Here is a 14,291-nt window from a genome sequence, read left to right as displayed (position 1 = left end):
ATGAATGTCTCGCTGTGCGCGAGGGGGGACTTGAACCCCCACGTCCATAAGGACACTGGCACCTGAAGCCAGCGCGTCTACCATTCCGCCACTCGCGCGAGCGTCTCGTTCCGAGGAACTCAACTTTCCGAGGATATCACGCGTTTTCGACCGCGATGCACACCCCGGCAGGGGCGTCGGCGGCGTTCCCCCAGGTCACCTGGCTACGATGTCCCTACCGGTCGGCATGCCAGAGGAGCCCAGTGGGACTACTTGACAGCTTTGAGAAGGGTCTCGAGCGCGCAGTGAACAGCGCGTTCGCGAAGACCTTCCGCAGCGGCATCCAGCCCGTGGAGATCGCTTCGGCGCTGCGACGCGAGGCGGATACCACTGCGGCCGTGGTGAGCCGCGACCGCATCATCACGCCCAACAACTACGTCGTGCGCCTCAGCCCCGACGACGCGGAGCGCATGCGCGGGCTCGGCGGCGCGCTGACGGACGAGCTGCACGCCCTCCTCACGAAGCACGCGAAGTCGCAGGGGTACAGCTTCGCCGGCCCTCTGTCCATCACGCTCGAAGCGGACGACAAGGTCGCCACCGGCACCGTCCGCGTCACCTCGGGCACCGTCGAGGGACGCGTGAGCTGGCAGGCCGTGGTCGACGTCGACGGACGCCGGCACACCCTCACCCGTGCCCGCACGGTGATCGGCCGCGGCTCCGATGCCGACATCACCATCGCCGACGCGGGCTCGAGCCGTCGTCACGCCGAGATCCTCTGGGACGGCGAGCGCGCCATGCTCCGCGACATGGGGTCCACGAACGGCACGAAGGTGGACGGGCAGAAGCTCCGCGAAGCCGCCCTCCCCTCCGACACCACGATCACGATCGGTCGCACCGATCTCGTGTTCCGCATCGTCCCCGTCGCCACCCCGTCGCGGTCGCCCCGACCGGACGACGACGCGACCCGCGTGTTCGGAGCCCTCGGATGAGCGAACTGGTCCTGCTCCTGCTCCGCATCGGCTTCCTCGTGCTGATGTGGTTCTTCGTGTTCGGGGTCGTCTACTCCCTGCGCGCCGACCTGTTCGGAGTGCGCGCCCGCAAGCTCCCCGCCGAGGCGACCGCGGGAGCACCCGCCGCCGCTCCTGCCGCAGCCCCGGCCGCCCCGCCCCGTCCTTCGTCGGCGCGACCGTCGACCGGTCCCGCGACCGTGGCGACGGCGAAGCGCCTCGTGATCACCTCCGGACCGAAGGCGGGTCTCGAGCTCCCCCTCGGCTCCGACGCGATGACGATCGGCCGCTCCAGCGAATCCGCCCTCGTGATCCGGGACGACTACACCTCCAGTCACCACGCCCGACTCCTGCTCCGCGGTGACACCTGGGCGATCCAGGACCTCGACTCGACGAACGGCACGTTCGTCGCCGGCCAGCGGGTGACGGGCGGTCCGGTCTCCCTGAGCCTCGGCACCCCGGTCAAGGTCGGCGCGACGACGTTCGAGTTGAGGGCCTGACGCCGGCATGGTCTTCGAAGGCTCGAGCGCCGCGATCTCCCACACCGGGAAGGTCCGCTCCAACAACCAGGACTCCGGGTACTCCGGGGCGAACCTGTTCGTCGTCGCCGACGGCATGGGCGGACACGCGGGCGGCGACGTCGCCTCCAGCATCGCCATCCAGCGCATGGAGCCGCTGGACCAGCCGTACTCCTCCACGGAGGACGCGCAGGCCGCCCTGCAGGCCGCGGCCACGACCGCCGCGGGAGACCTCATCCGCGCGGCAAAGGACCGCCCGGAGCTCGCCGGACTCGGCACCACGCTCAGCGCCATCATCATGGTCGACGAGTACGCCGTCATCGGCCACATCGGCGACTCCCGCATCTATCTCTACCGCGACGATGCGCTGACGCAGATCACCGCCGACCACACCTTCGTGCAGCGCCTCGTCGACTCCGGCCGCATCACCCCGGAAGAGGCCAGGTACCACCCGCGGCGCTCCGTCCTCATGCGGGTGCTCAGCGACATGGACGCCGACCCCGAGCTCGACATGTTCGTCATGCACGCGCAGCCCGGCGACCGCTGGCTGCTGTGCTCCGACGGCCTCTCGGGCGTGGTGGACGAGGCCCGCATCCTCAAGGCCATGCAGCTCGGGCTCGCCCCGGGGCGCACGGCCGACAACCTCCTCAAGCAGGCCCTCGACGGCGGGGCCCCCGATAACGTCACGATCGTGATCGTCGATGTGGGCGGACAGCACCCCGTCCATTCCGGCACCGCCACGATCGTCGGCGCGGCGTCGAACCCGTCGGGTGTCTACGTGCCGCCGGTGCGGGCCCCGCGGAGCAACTGGCTGCACCCGGTCCGCCAGGCTGCGAACGAACCGAGCCACTTCGAGCCGGCACCCGAGTACCTCGAGGAGCTGATCGAGGAGGACCGCCGTCGCGCCAAGCGCCGCCGGCTGGGCTGGATCGCCGGAACGCTCGTGGTGCTGGCCATGCTGGGCTTCGCCGCGTTCGCCGCCTACAGCTGGACGCAGACGCGCTACTTCATCGGCGCGGATGAGGACAGCGTCGTGATCTTCCAGGGTGTGCAGCAGAACATCGGTCCGATCACGCTGTCGACACCGGTCGAGGACACCGAGATCCTCCTCGCCGACCTGCCCCCGTACCAGCGGGCCTCGGTCGAGCGCACCATCAGCGCGCGCTCGCTCTCGGACGCCATGGCCATCGTGGACCGTCTCCGCACGGGCGCCGAGGCGAACATCATCGAGCAGACCCCGTTGCCCACGCCGCTCCCCTCCCCGAGCGCGACGCCCTCGGGAGGTGCGGGGTGAGCACCGACGTCCAGGCCGACACCACGGTCATCAAGGCTCTGCGCCGCCTGCGCATGCCGCAGACGCAGCGCAACCGCGAGTTCTGGCTGCTCCTCTTCGCCTGTGCGATCAGCGGCGCCGCCCTCACCCTCGTCCAGCTCGGCGCTCTCGGCACCATCGACCCGATGATCCTGGCGATCGGCGGCGGGCTGGCGGCCCTGGCCTTCGCCCTGCACATCGTGCTGCGCTTCGTGGCAGCCGACGCCGATCCCTTCGTCGTCCCGATCGCGACGCTGCTCACCGGACTCGGCGTCGCGATGATCTACCGGATCGACATCGCCTTCGCGAACACCGGGTGGAACGCCTACTCCACCAAACAGCTCGCCTGGACCGCCATCTCCCTCGCCGGAGCGATCACGGTGGTCATCCTGCTGCGCAACTACCGGATCCTGTTCCGGTACACCTACATCTTCGGCCTCGCCGGAATCCTCCTACTGCTCCTGCCGTTCGTCCCCGGCCTGCGGATCCCCGATGCGAACGCGCAGGTGTGGGTCTCGCTCGGCGGCATGTTCGCCTTCCAGCCCGGAGAGCTCGCCAAGATCTGCCTGGCGATCTTCTTCGCCGGCTACCTCGTGCGGACGCGGGAGAGCCTGACGTCGGTGGGCAAGCGCGTGCTCGGGATCACCTGGCCGCGCATGCGCGAGCTCGGACCCGTGCTCGTCGTCTGGCTCGTCTCCCTCGGCATCATCGTCGTCCAGCGCGACCTCGGCACCGGAACGCTCATCTTCGGCATGTTCGTGGCCATGCTCTACGTCGCCACCGGCAAGACGAGCTGGGTGCTCATCGGTCTCGGCCTCGTGGTCGCGGGCGTCGCCGTCGCGTCCCAGATCCTCAGCTACGTGCAGGGTCGTTTCATCAACTGGCTCTTCCTGTTCGACTCCTCCAAGGTCGACCCCGACGTCGCCGGCTACCAGCCCATGCAGGGGCTGTTCGGTCTCGCCCGCGGCGGCCTCATCGGCACCGGCTGGGGGCAGGGTCGCCCGGAGATCACGCCGCTCGCGCACAGCGACTACATCATCACGAGCCTGGGCGAGGAGCTCGGCCTCATCGGGCTCTTCGCGATCCTCTGCCTCTACATGGTGTTCGTGAGCCGCGGCGTGCGCATCGGGCTCGCCGGTCAGGACGACTTCGGCAAGCTGCTCGCCACGGGCCTGTCGTTCACCATCGCGCTGCAGGTGTTCATCATGGTCGGCGGTGTCACGCGGGTCATCCCGCTGACCGGCCTGACCACCCCGTTCCTGGCCGCCGGCGGCTCGTCGCTCGTCGCGAACTGGCTCATCGTGGCGCTCCTCCTCCGCATCTCCGACGGCGTCCGCCGTCAGCCCCGGGTGGTGATCGGCTGACATGACCAAAGAGCTCCGCAGACTCAGCATCGTCATGCTGTTCATGTTCATCGCGCTGTTCGCCGCGACGAGCTGGATCCAGGTCGTCGAGACGGACGGCCTGTCGCAGAACCCGCATAACAAGCGCACCCGGCTGGACAGCTACGAGATCCAGCGCGGCGCGATCATCGTCGACGGCACCGCGATCGCCAACTCGGTCCCCAGCGACGACCAGTACCGATTCCAGCGCGTGTACACCGACGCCGAGATGTGGGAGCCCGTCACCGGCTACTTCAACCCCGCTCTGGGCTCGGCCACCGGCATCGAGGAGGCGATGAACGCCGACCTCTCCGGCACCGGCTCGAACGCCTTCTTCGCGGAGATCGAGCGCATCCTCTCCGGCCAGCCTCAGCGCGGATTCAGCGTCGAGCTCTCGTTGAACACGGCAGCGCAGCGCGCCGCCACCGAGGCCCTGGACGGCCTGCAGGGCGCCGTCGTGGCGATGGACCCGAAGACCGGGCGCATCCTCGCGCTGGCGTCCACTCCCGGCTTCGACACCAACAGCATGGCGACCCACGACGCGAACGCCGCCAACGCCACCTACGACCAGCTCGTGGCCGACCCCGGCAAGCCGCTGTCGAACCGCGCGATCGCCGGTGATCTCAATCCCCCGGGCTCGACGTTCAAGATCGTCGTGGCGGCGGCCGCCTACGCCAGTGGCGAGTGGACGCCGGAGTCGACCCTCCCCAACCCCGCCTCGTACACGCTGCCGGGGTCGAACAGTCGTGTCTCCAACGCATGGGGCGGCACCTGCGGCTCCGGTGCGACGGTCACGATCGCCGAGGCGATCCGTCTCAGCTGCAACATCCCCATGGCCGAGCTCGCCGTCGAACTCGGCGACGACACGATCAGGGAGATGGCGGAGAAGTTCGGGTTCAACCGCAGCTTCGACATCCCGCTCACCTCGACGCCCTCGAGCTACCCCCAGGGACTCGACGACGCGCAGACCGCCCTCACCGGATTCGGTCAGGGACAGGTGACCGCGACGCCCCTGCAGATCGCCATGGTCTCGGCCGGCATCGCCAACGATGGCGTCGTGATGAACCCGCAGATGGTCGACGCCGTCATCGGCAACGACCTCTCGGTGATCCGGTCGTTCGACAGCACCGAGTTCGGTCGCGCCATGGAGCCGGACGTGGCGGACGAGGTGACCTCCGCCATGGTCGCCAGCGTCTCAAACGGCGCGGCGCAGGGTGCAAGAATAGACGGGGTCGACGTGGCCGGTAAGACCGGAACGGCGGAGAACGGAAACAGGCCGCACACACTGTGGTTCACGGGGTTCGCCCCCGCGGACGACCCCGCGGTCGCGGTAGCGGTCGTCGTCGAGAACGGCGGCGGACAGGGTCAATCAGGAAGCGGGGACACCATCGCCGCTCCGATTGCGAAGAAGGTCATAGAGGCGGTGCTGGGCAGATGAGGCCGACGCAGGGTGTGTCGTTCGGTGGTCGCTACGAGCTGCAGTCGCGGATTGCGATCGGCGGCATGGGCGAGGTGTGGGAGGCGACGGATCACGTCATCGGACGCACCGTCGCCATCAAGATCCTCAAGGACGAATACATGGGGGACCCCGGGTTCCTCGAGCGGTTCCGCGCGGAGGCGCGTCACGCCGCGCTCGTCAATCACGAGGGCATCGCCAGCGTGTTCGACTACGGCGAGGAGAACGGCAGCGCCTACCTCGTCATGGAGCTCGTCCCGGGTGAAGCCCTCTCGACGATCCTCGAGCGGGACGGCGCGCTGAGTGCCGACAAGACGCTCGACATCGTCGCGCAGACCGCTTCGGCCCTCCAAGCCGCGCATGCGGCGGGTCTCGTGCACCGCGACATCAAGCCCGGGAACCTCCTCATCACGCCGGATGGCCGCGTGAAGATCACCGACTTCGGTATCGCCCGCATCGCCGACCAGGTACCGCTCACGGCGACCGGGCAGGTCATGGGCACGGTGCAGTACCTGTCGCCGGAGCAGGCATCGGGTCACCCTGCCTCCCCCGCGACCGACACGTACTCGCTGGGCATCGTCGCGTACGAGTGCCTCGCCGGCAAGCGCCCGTTCACCGGCGAGTCGCAGGTCGCGATCGCCATGGCGCAGATCAACGAGCAGCCCCCGCCGCTGCCGCCGACGGTCCCGATCCCCGTGCAGAACCTGGTCATGGCGATGATCGCGAAGAAGCCGGCGGACCGCCCGTCCTCCTCGGCCACGGTCGCCCGCGCGGCCCAGGCCCTCCGCCGCGGAGACCTGAACTCCGCCGCCATCGCCGTGCCCGCCATCGCGACGGGCGGCATCGCCGGGGACGACGACGCCACGCGGATGCTGACCGCGACCGGCGACGACGGCACGACGCGAATCCTGCCCACCACCGCGCAGCTGCCCACCGACGAGGCCGCGGCGGACGAGCAGGAGAAGAAAAAGAAGAAGAAGAGTGCGTGGACCTGGCCGCTGATCGCGCTGCTGGTCCTGCTGCTCATCGTCGTCGCCGGCACACTGTGGGCGCTGTTCGGCAACCAGGGCAAGGACACCGACCCCGACCCCACCGGGTCCGCGAGCCGCACCCCCACGCAGACCCAGACGCAGACGCCCTCGCAGGAGCCCACGCCCGACGAGACCCGGGTCGACGTGACCGCGCTCGGGCTCAACGGCATGGACTGCGGCACGGCGACCGCGACGCTCAAGGAGGCCGGGTTCTCCGACATCGCCTGCGGTGAGGGCGACCCCGCCCCGAGCGACGGCGATGTCGGCAAGGTCTACCGCGTGCAGCCGGAGGGGAACGTCGCGACGACGACCCCGATCGCTCTCACGGTCTACGCCGGCCGCACGCCGCTGCCGACGCCGACGGACGAGCCGACGATCACCGGCGACCCGATCGCCGGCAGCACCGTGACGATCTCCTGGGGCACCGGTTTCACCTGCCCCAGTGGCACCACGCTGTCCGGCTACGTCGTTTCCCTGCAGAACGGCACCTTCGCTTCGGGCGGGCCGAACTTCCAGCCGACGGAGCGCAACGCGCAGGTGACGGTCGGGGACGCCGTGGGGAAGCAGCTCATCGCGACGTATCAGGGCCTGTGCTCCGGGGGCGACCAGCGCACGTCGAACGCCTCCCCGCCGCTGTCCGTCACGATCGTGGCCCCGGAGGACGGCGAGGGTGACAGCGAGGACGGCGCCTAAGGGTAGCCTGGGTATCCAGTCCAGCCGCAGTCGTTTCCAGGGGGTCATCCGTGTCCACAGAGCCACAAGTCATCGCGGGCCGGTACCGCGTCGACGAGCTCATCGGGCACGGCGGGATGGCGAAGGTGTACCGCGGGTACGATCTGACGCTCGGCCGCGAGATCGCGATCAAGATCCTCGACCCTGAGCTCGCCCGCGACACCAGTTTCCGTACGCGATTCCGTCTGGAGGCGCAGTCGGCGTCACGCATGTCGCACCCGTCGATCGTGCGGGTGTATGACGCCGGCGACCCCTCAACGGTCGACAGCTCCTCGGACGAGCCGCCGTACATCGTGATGGAGCTGGTCAAGGGCACCCTGCTCAAGAAGATCATCGCCGATGGCCCCGTACCCGTCGAGGATGCGGTGCGCTACGTCGACGGGATCCTCGAGGCGCTGGACTACTCGCACCGCGCCGGCGTCGTTCACCGCGACATCAAACCGGGCAACGTCATGGTCACCGACAAGGGCCAGGTGAAGGTGATGGACTTCGGCATCGCCCGCGCGGTGTCCGACTCCTCCTCGACCGTGGCCGAGACCACCCAGATCATCGGCACCGCCGCCTACTTCTCGCCCGAGCAGGCCAAGGGCGAGCCGGTCGATGCTCGTGCCGACCTCTACTCCACAGGCGTGGTGCTCTACGAGCTGCTGACCGGACGGCAGCCGTTCCGCGGCGAGTCGCCGGTCGCCGTCGCCTACCAGCACGTCAGCGAGACACCGGTCCCGCCCTCCGAGGTCAACGAGGAGTCGCCCGCAGCCCTGGACCCGATCGTGCTGCGCGCCCTCGCGAAGGACCCGTATCAGCGGTATCCGGACGCCGCCCACTTCCGCGCCGCTCTGGACGCCGCGGTGACCGGCGCCGCCCCCACGCGCAAGCAGATCGGCGCCCTGACGAGCGAGCTCTACGGCCCGAGTCCGCGCCAGGCGCAGGAGACGGCGCGGTCGCTGCGTCAGCTCAGCACCGACACCACGATGGCCCGCACACAGTCGGGACCGCCCGTCGCGTGGATCTGGGCGGGAGTCGCGCTGCTGGCGGTGCTCCTGGCGTCCGTGCTGTTCTGGGTCTGGACCATCAGCATGCGCCCCGCCGACGTGCCGAGCACCTCGAGGCTCGTCCCTGATCTGACGAACGTCGCCTCCGAGCGCGCGCAGGACGACCTCGCGGAACTGGACCTCTCCTCGAAGATCGTCATCGAGTCGAGCCCGTCGATCGCCGAGGGCAACGTCATCCGCACCGATCCCGAGGGCGGCGTGTCCGTGGAGAAGGGCTCGACGGTCACCCTCTACGTGTCGTCCGGCGAGGAGACGGTGGTCGTGCCGAAGCTCGAGGGGATGTCCCTCGATGCCGCGACGAAGGCGCTGAAGGCCGCCGGCCTCGAACTCGGCACGGTGACGCAACGCAATGACAAGGGTCTCGCCGCCAACACGGTGATGACGGCGAGCGAGCAGGCGGAGGCCGAGGTGGCTCCGGGCACCGTCGTGAACCTCGAGGTCGCCAGCGGGAAGGTGACGCTGAACAACGTCGTCGGCTGGTCCATGGACTCGGCGACGCAGGCGCTCGACGACCTGGGACTCACGCCGGTGCCGACCGAGGCGCCGGAGTGCCCGGCGACGGATCCGGCGACGGTGCACTCGATGTCCATCGCTCCGGGCGATGTCCCCGTCGGGTCGTCGGTCGAACTCCGCTACTGCACCGGGTCCTGACGCGGGACGCGCCGCGGCTCAGCGCGTCAGCGGATCGAGGAGGGCGGAGCGGGCGACGGCCTCCTCGTCGCCGCAGAGGCGGAGCCAGTTGGCGAGGAGCCGGTAACCCCCTCGGGTGAGGACGCTCTCCGGATGGAACTGCACCCCGTGCAGCGGCAACGTCCGGTGCGCCAGCGCCATCACGGTGCCGTCGGGGGCGGTGGCGGTGGCCGCGAGGTCATCGGGGAGGTCTGCCGCGGACAGCGCGAGCGAGTGATAACGCCCGACGTCGAAAGGTGAGGGGATCCCCGCGAACAGGGCGGAGCCGTCGTGGCGGACCGCCGAGACCATGCCGTGCATGACCTCGGGAGCAGACCGGACGGCCGTGCCGAAAGCGGCCCCGATGACCTGATGCCCGAGACACACTCCGAGCGTGGGGATCCCCCGCCGCACCGCGATGCGAGCAGCGTCGATCGAGACGCCGGCATCGGCAGGAGCCCCGGGACCGGGGGAGAGCAGGAGCGCGTCATGCGCGCCGAGAAGCTCCTCGAGCTCGGCCGCGTCGGTCGCGTCGGACTCCACGAGCGTGGTGTCCGCACCGAGCTCGCTGAGATATCCCACGAGGGTGTGCACGAAGCTGTCGTGGTTGTCGACCACCAGGACGCGCGTCATTCGACGTCGACCTCGCCGGGGGAGATGAGGGGGCTGACCCAGGGGAACACGTACCAGAACAGCGCGTAGAGCACCGCGGCCATCACCACGAGCAGGATGAGGACGCGCAGCCACCAGGGACCGGGCAGCAGGCGCCAGAGTGCGGCGTACATGGGTCTTCTCTCTCCTGGAGGCGGGTCACACGGACGGTGCGGCCGGCGGGGGCGGCGGGTCGGTCAGAGCGGACGGGGGTCCCTCGGCTCGCGGCTGGAAGCTCTCGAACACCCCGTACGCGACGATGCGCTCGGCGAGCGAGTACAGCGGTGAGCAGGCCGTCAGGGTGATGTACTGCTCCCCCGTCTGCTGCTCCGGCATCTGCGGCACATCGGCGAGCACGTCGGTCTGCGTCGGCTTCACGTACTCCAGCGTGCGGAACCGATAGGTGTACCAGCCGTCAGGGGTCTCCACGACGATCGCGTCGCCGACGTGCAGCTTGTCGAGCTGGTTGAACGGCTTGCCCCAGGTCGTGCGGTGGCCGGCGAGCGAGAAGTTGCCGACCTCTCCAGGCATCTTCGACTGCGTGTAGACGCCGATGCCCTTCTGATCGAGGGTGCGCGCGCGACTCGTGCCGCCGTAGATGCCGAAGTTGTAGTCGGCGCCGAACCGGGGGATGTGCATCTGTCCGAACCACTCCCCGTCGGCCGGTGCCGCCGGGACGGGCGCCTCGTAGACCGTCTCACCGTCGTCCGTCTCGACCAGCGGCGGCAGTTCCGGTGCCTCCCCCGCGGCGAGCTGCTGCGAGATCGCGGCACCCTCCTCGTTCTTCTGCGCCGCGATGATGATGTCGCCGATCCACATCTGCCAGGCGACGAAGAGGAGCACGACGACGCCGGCGGTCAGGAGGAGTTCGCCGAGCACACTCGCGAACGTGGCGCGCGACCGGGGTCGCTGCCGCCGCTCGCGCCGCCCCCCAGGCACGACAGATGCAGTCATGGGCGTGATCATATCCGCCCGACCTGTGCAGCAGGAGCCGGGGCGCCGCCGATCGACGTCCTCACGTCTCGTCGGCGCCGAGGTCTCCCGGGTACAATGACGACATGGCACGTGACCGCAAGACCGAAGAACCCGCCGTCGAGCGCGCCGAGGGCGACGCCGCTCCCAACGCCGTCTGGTTCAAGCCGGTGATGATCGGCTTCATGCTCCTCGGCCTCGCCTGGATCCTCGTCTTCTACATCTCGGGCATGCAGTTCCCCATCCCCGGCCTCGACAACTGGAATCTGGCCATCGGTCTGGGCATCGCCCTCATCGGATTCCTCATGACCACTCGCTGGCGCTGACCGCTCAGAACGAAAGGAACCCCTCGCCTCTTCGGCGGGGGGTTCCTTTCGTCTGCGCGGCAGGCGTCGAGTTATCCACAGGTTATCCCCACACTGGGGAGAATTACACCGATGTTATTCACAGGGGTTAACAACCCTGTTAACAACTCAGGATCAGGCCAAAAGGATGAGGGGCGGCACCACGGCGACCACGACGATCAACAGAACCACCAGGGCGGCGAGCGACACGATCTGCCAGGTCCGCTGGTCACGGCGCTTCGTGCGGACGTAGATGAGGGCGACGAGCGCGCCCGTGATCGCGCCGCCGAGGTGCGCCTGCCAGGAGATGCCACCGGCGAAGAACCCGAAGGCGAAGTTGATGCCGAGGATCACGAGGATGCCGGTGACGTTGGCCCCGATGTGGCGTCCGATGATCAGGAGGGACGCCAGGAGCCCGAAGATCGCCCCGGAGGCGCCGACCGTCCACGTCTCCGGAGCGAGGACGGCCACCGCGACGGATCCGCCGAGACCGCTGATGAGGTACAGCGCGAGATAGCGGACACGACCGAGCATCGGTTCGAGGTTCTGTCCGAGCATCCACAGGGCGAGCATGTTCAGCGCGAGATGCACGAAGCCCCCGTGCACGAACAGCACGGTCAGCAATCGCCACGGCTCGAACGGCAGGAGGGAGAGGTTCGGGTAGAGGAACGGCGCGTAGAAGCCGAGAGCCTGGATGATCGGGGCGTTGAGCCCGGGGATCAGCTGCACCAGGCCGATGAACGACGTCACCGCCAGCAGGACGTACGTGACGACGGGCTTGCCGCTGCGCACGGCACCCATGGTCGTGGCCCCACCACCACGCCACCGACGCGCGGCCTTCTTCTGAGCGGGGGTGCGGTTCTTGCGCTCCGCGTTCATGCACTCCGGGCAGATGACGCCGACCGGGGCGGGCGTCTGACACTCGGGGCAGATGGTGCGCAGGCACCGCTGGCAGAGCACGAAGGACTGCCGATCCGGATGCCGGTAGCAGAAGTTCTCACGGTTGTTCGTGAACTCGGGCGTCGTCATCCGGATCGGCCGTCGCTGTCGTCAGGCGGCGACGATGTCGATCGACTGCAGCACCACGGGCTCGATCGGGCGGTCGCCCGCCGCCGTCGGGACCGCGGAGATCGCGTCGACGACCTTGCGCGATGCGTCATCGGCGACCTCCCCGAAGATCGTGTGCTTGCCCTGCAGCCACGGGGTCGGGTCGGTCGTGATGAAGAACTGCGAGCCGTTGGTGCCCTCGACCTTGCCGGTGATGGCGTTGCGGCGGAGGCCCGCGTTGGCCATCGCGAGGATGTAGGGCTCGTTGAAGTTGAGCTCGTTGTTGATCTCGTCGTCGAAGTTGTACCCCGGACCGCCGACGCCCTGGCCGAGCGGGTCGCCGCCCTGGATCATGAAGTTCGGGATGATGCGGTGGAAGATGACGTCCTTGTAGAGGGGACCCTCGCCCGGCTTGCCGGTGGCGGGGTGCGTCCACTCCTGGGAGCCGTCGGCGAGGCCGACGAAGTTCTTGACCGTCTTCGGGGCGTGGTCGCCGAAGAGGTTGATGACGATGTCACCGTGGTTGGTGTGCAGAGTTGCGACGTGGGAAGCGTGAACCATGCGTTCATTCTCGCAGAGCTTCCGGTGAGCGAGCCGGGCATGTACAACGCGGGAGCCGATGATGCAAGGGGCGGGCGATTCCCTCGCCGCATCCAGCCTCTCGTGGCAAGATGGGGAACCCGTACTCCAATGGACAGGAGAGCATCGTGAGCCTCAGCCGCAAGCGGAAGAAGCAGCTTCGTCGTCTTCAGAAGGACGCGAACCAGCTGTGGGAAGACCAGCAGGTGCTCGTCGGCCACGCTGCCGACGTCGCTCGTGAGGCGGGTCGCCAGCTCGGCAACTTCAATCGCGAGCAGATCGTCCCGGTGGTCCAGGACACCTACAACCGCCGCGTCGCCCCGGTCGTGGACCGCTCGGTCAAGGCCGGCAAGCACGTCGTGGACGACAAGGTCGTTCCGATCGTGGGCGGCGTCGTCGGTACGGCGCTGACCGCCTGGGACGTCGCGAACGCCAAGCGCCACGGCGTCGAGTACAAGGCCCGCAAGGCCGTCTCGCAGAAGAAGGGTCCCGGTCTCGGATCCGTCATCGCCATCGTCCTGGGTGCTGCGGCCGCCGTCGGCGTGCTGTACGCCGCCTGGCAGGCGCTGCGGGCCGACGACGAGCTCTGGGTCGCCGACGACCCGCTGTCGGCTCCCGACGCGTGACCACTCCCGACCCGCACGCGCGGGTGAGGGATGCTGCGGCCGCCCGCGGACTCGACATCGAGATCCGCGAGCGGCCGCAGGCGCGTAGCCTCGTCGAAGCCGCCGAGATCCTCGGCATCCCGCCGTCCGGCATCGTGAAGACCCTCGTGGTCAAGCGCTCGGACGACACCTATCTGTTCGCGCTCATCCCCGGTGGTCGGTCCATCTCCTGGCCGAAGCTGCGGGCCGTCGTCGGAGTGAACAAACTCCGCCTGCCCGAACCCGAGCTCGCTCTCGCGGCGACCGGTTACGAGCGCGGAACCATCGTCCCGATCGGCAGCACCACGGATTGGCCTGTCTACGCCGACGCGTCCATCGTCGGCGAGCGGGTCGCGATGGGCGCGGGCGCGCACGGATACAGCCTCTTCGTCGACGCCGACGCCCTCATCGCGGCGTACGGGGCGACCGTCGCCGACATCTCGGTGCCCGAAGAGCGCTGACCGTCGCCGGAGCCTCAGAGCAGGCCGGCCATCCGCAGGGCGATGTCCACCAGCCGTACACGCTGCAGTCCGGCGACAGCGGAGAGCGCGAACCACTCGGCGCGATCGGTGGAGCCGTCCGTCTCCCAGCGCAGCTTCCCCCCGGTGACCTCGGCCCGATAGACGATGCGCAGGGTATGCAGGGGGTCGGACGACTTCTGCACGCGCCGTCCGGCCGGGATGACACGGGAGTGGATGCCGAGGAGTTGCCCGACCCGGACCGTGTACCCGGTCTCCTCGCGGAGCTCCCGCCGCACCGCATCCTCCGGCGCCTCGCCCGGTTCCAGGCCGCCGCCCGGGAGCGTCCACGCCACGCGTCGGCCCTCCGTCCACCGCGCCAGCAGGAGGCGCCCACCCTCATCGGTGACGACCCCGTATGCGGCGACGCGCAGGTCCATGCGTCACACCTTATCCGG

Annotated in this window: 16 protein-coding genes and 1 tRNA gene; 10 read left to right on the top strand and 7 right to left on the bottom strand. The window is 69.0% G+C overall.

Features of this window, described 5'->3' with window-relative positions; translation table 11 throughout:
- Nucleotides 1–15: 15 nt before the first annotated feature.
- Nucleotides 16–98: transfer RNA gene (locus KZC57_RS10155), tRNA-Leu, on the bottom strand.
- A 144-nt stretch (nt 99–242) separates the two neighbouring features.
- On the opposite strand from KZC57_RS10155, the gene KZC57_RS10150 reads away from it, so the two are divergent.
- Genes KZC57_RS10150 through pknB form a run of 7 tightly spaced genes read left to right on the top strand, consistent with a single transcriptional unit; the run spans nt 243 to nt 9,120 of the window.
- Nucleotides 243–968, top strand: coding sequence for a DUF3662 and FHA domain-containing protein (locus KZC57_RS10150; protein WP_247641655.1), 726 nt, complete (start codon nt 243–245; stop codon nt 966–968).
- Nucleotides 965–1,486: an FHA domain-containing protein gene (locus tag KZC57_RS10145; protein WP_025102896.1), complete on the top strand. Its 522-nt coding sequence runs from the start codon at nt 965–967 to the stop codon at nt 1,484–1,486. The genes KZC57_RS10150 and KZC57_RS10145 overlap by 4 nt, the downstream gene beginning before the upstream one ends.
- A gap of 7 nt (nt 1,487–1,493) precedes the next feature.
- Complete coding sequence (locus tag KZC57_RS10140; RefSeq protein ID WP_060922719.1) at nt 1,494–2,798, top strand: PP2C family serine/threonine-protein phosphatase; 1,305 nt, start codon at nt 1,494–1,496, stop codon at nt 2,796–2,798.
- On the top strand, nt 2,795–4,180 hold the full coding sequence (locus tag KZC57_RS10135) for an FtsW/RodA/SpoVE family cell cycle protein (RefSeq protein ID WP_060922720.1): 1,386 nt from the start codon (nt 2,795–2,797) through the stop codon (nt 4,178–4,180). Before KZC57_RS10140 ends, KZC57_RS10135 begins: the two co-directional genes overlap by 4 nt.
- A 1-nt stretch (nt 4,181) precedes the next feature.
- On the top strand, nt 4,182–5,636 hold the full coding sequence (locus tag KZC57_RS10130) for a penicillin-binding protein 2 (protein WP_060922721.1): 1,455 nt from the start codon (nt 4,182–4,184) through the stop codon (nt 5,634–5,636).
- A complete protein-coding gene (locus KZC57_RS10125; protein ID WP_082750095.1) occupies nt 5,633–7,378 on the top strand; it encodes a serine/threonine-protein kinase in 1,746 nt (581 codons plus the stop codon). The genes KZC57_RS10130 and KZC57_RS10125 overlap by 4 nt, the downstream gene beginning before the upstream one ends.
- 50 nt (nt 7,379–7,428) lie before the next feature.
- A complete protein-coding gene (gene pknB, locus KZC57_RS10120; RefSeq protein ID WP_105948959.1) occupies nt 7,429–9,120 on the top strand; it encodes a Stk1 family PASTA domain-containing Ser/Thr kinase in 1,692 nt (563 codons plus the stop codon).
- Between the two features lie 18 nt (nt 9,121–9,138).
- On the opposite strand, the gene KZC57_RS10115 is transcribed toward pknB, so the two are convergent.
- The 3 genes from KZC57_RS10115 to KZC57_RS10105 are packed head-to-tail and all read right to left on the bottom strand — an operon-like array spanning nt 9,139 to nt 10,743.
- Nucleotides 9,139–9,771: an aminodeoxychorismate/anthranilate synthase component II gene (locus tag KZC57_RS10115; protein ID WP_247641654.1), complete on the bottom strand. Its 633-nt coding sequence runs from the start codon at nt 9,769–9,771 to the stop codon at nt 9,139–9,141.
- Nucleotides 9,768–9,923: a hypothetical protein gene (locus KZC57_RS10110; protein WP_247641653.1), complete on the bottom strand. Its 156-nt coding sequence runs from the start codon at nt 9,921–9,923 to the stop codon at nt 9,768–9,770. Before KZC57_RS10110 ends, KZC57_RS10115 begins: the two co-directional genes overlap by 4 nt.
- Before the next feature lie 25 nt (nt 9,924–9,948).
- Nucleotides 9,949–10,743: a class E sortase gene (locus KZC57_RS10105; protein WP_060922725.1), complete on the bottom strand. Its 795-nt coding sequence runs from the start codon at nt 10,741–10,743 to the stop codon at nt 9,949–9,951.
- Nucleotides 10,744–10,847: 104 nt separating this feature from the next.
- Here KZC57_RS10105 and KZC57_RS10100 point away from each other — a divergent pair, with 104 nt between their 5' ends.
- Nucleotides 10,848–11,087 (top strand): cell division protein CrgA, encoded by a 240-nt coding sequence (locus KZC57_RS10100; RefSeq protein ID WP_025102888.1) that lies wholly within the window; start codon nt 10,848–10,850, stop codon nt 11,085–11,087.
- A gap of 153 nt (nt 11,088–11,240) precedes the next feature.
- On the opposite strand, the gene KZC57_RS10095 is transcribed toward KZC57_RS10100, so the two are convergent.
- Together KZC57_RS10095 and KZC57_RS10090 are read right to left on the bottom strand one after the other, a co-directional pair.
- Nucleotides 11,241–12,134 (bottom strand): rhomboid family intramembrane serine protease, encoded by an 894-nt coding sequence (locus KZC57_RS10095; protein ID WP_105948957.1) that lies wholly within the window; start codon nt 12,132–12,134, stop codon nt 11,241–11,243.
- A 21-nt stretch (nt 12,135–12,155) separates the two neighbouring features.
- The gene (locus tag KZC57_RS10090; RefSeq protein ID WP_025102886.1) at nt 12,156–12,713 is read right to left on the bottom strand and encodes a peptidylprolyl isomerase; all 558 of its coding nucleotides are present in this window, start codon (nt 12,711–12,713) and stop codon (nt 12,156–12,158) included.
- Nucleotides 12,714–12,859: 146 nt separating this feature from the next.
- Between KZC57_RS10090 and KZC57_RS10085 the strand changes: the two genes are divergently transcribed.
- Entirely contained in the window at nt 12,860–13,357 is a 498-nt protein-coding gene (locus tag KZC57_RS10085) for a hypothetical protein (protein ID WP_025102885.1), read from the top strand.
- Nucleotides 13,354–13,836, top strand: a complete 483-nt coding sequence (locus tag KZC57_RS10080; protein ID WP_231919545.1) for an aminoacyl-tRNA deacylase — start codon at nt 13,354–13,356, stop codon at nt 13,834–13,836. Before KZC57_RS10085 ends, KZC57_RS10080 begins: the two co-directional genes overlap by 4 nt.
- A gap of 14 nt (nt 13,837–13,850) precedes the next feature.
- On the opposite strand, the gene KZC57_RS10075 is transcribed toward KZC57_RS10080, so the two are convergent.
- The gene (locus KZC57_RS10075; protein ID WP_060922727.1) at nt 13,851–14,273 is read right to left on the bottom strand and encodes an NUDIX hydrolase; all 423 of its coding nucleotides are present in this window, start codon (nt 14,271–14,273) and stop codon (nt 13,851–13,853) included.
- Nucleotides 14,274–14,291 lie beyond the last annotated feature (18 nt).

This window comes from Microbacterium sp. KSW4-4, assembly GCF_023091185.1.
Lineage (GTDB): Bacteria > Actinomycetota > Actinomycetes > Actinomycetales > Microbacteriaceae > Microbacterium > Microbacterium paraoxydans.
This window is presented reverse-complemented; position numbering and strand designations above follow the sequence as displayed.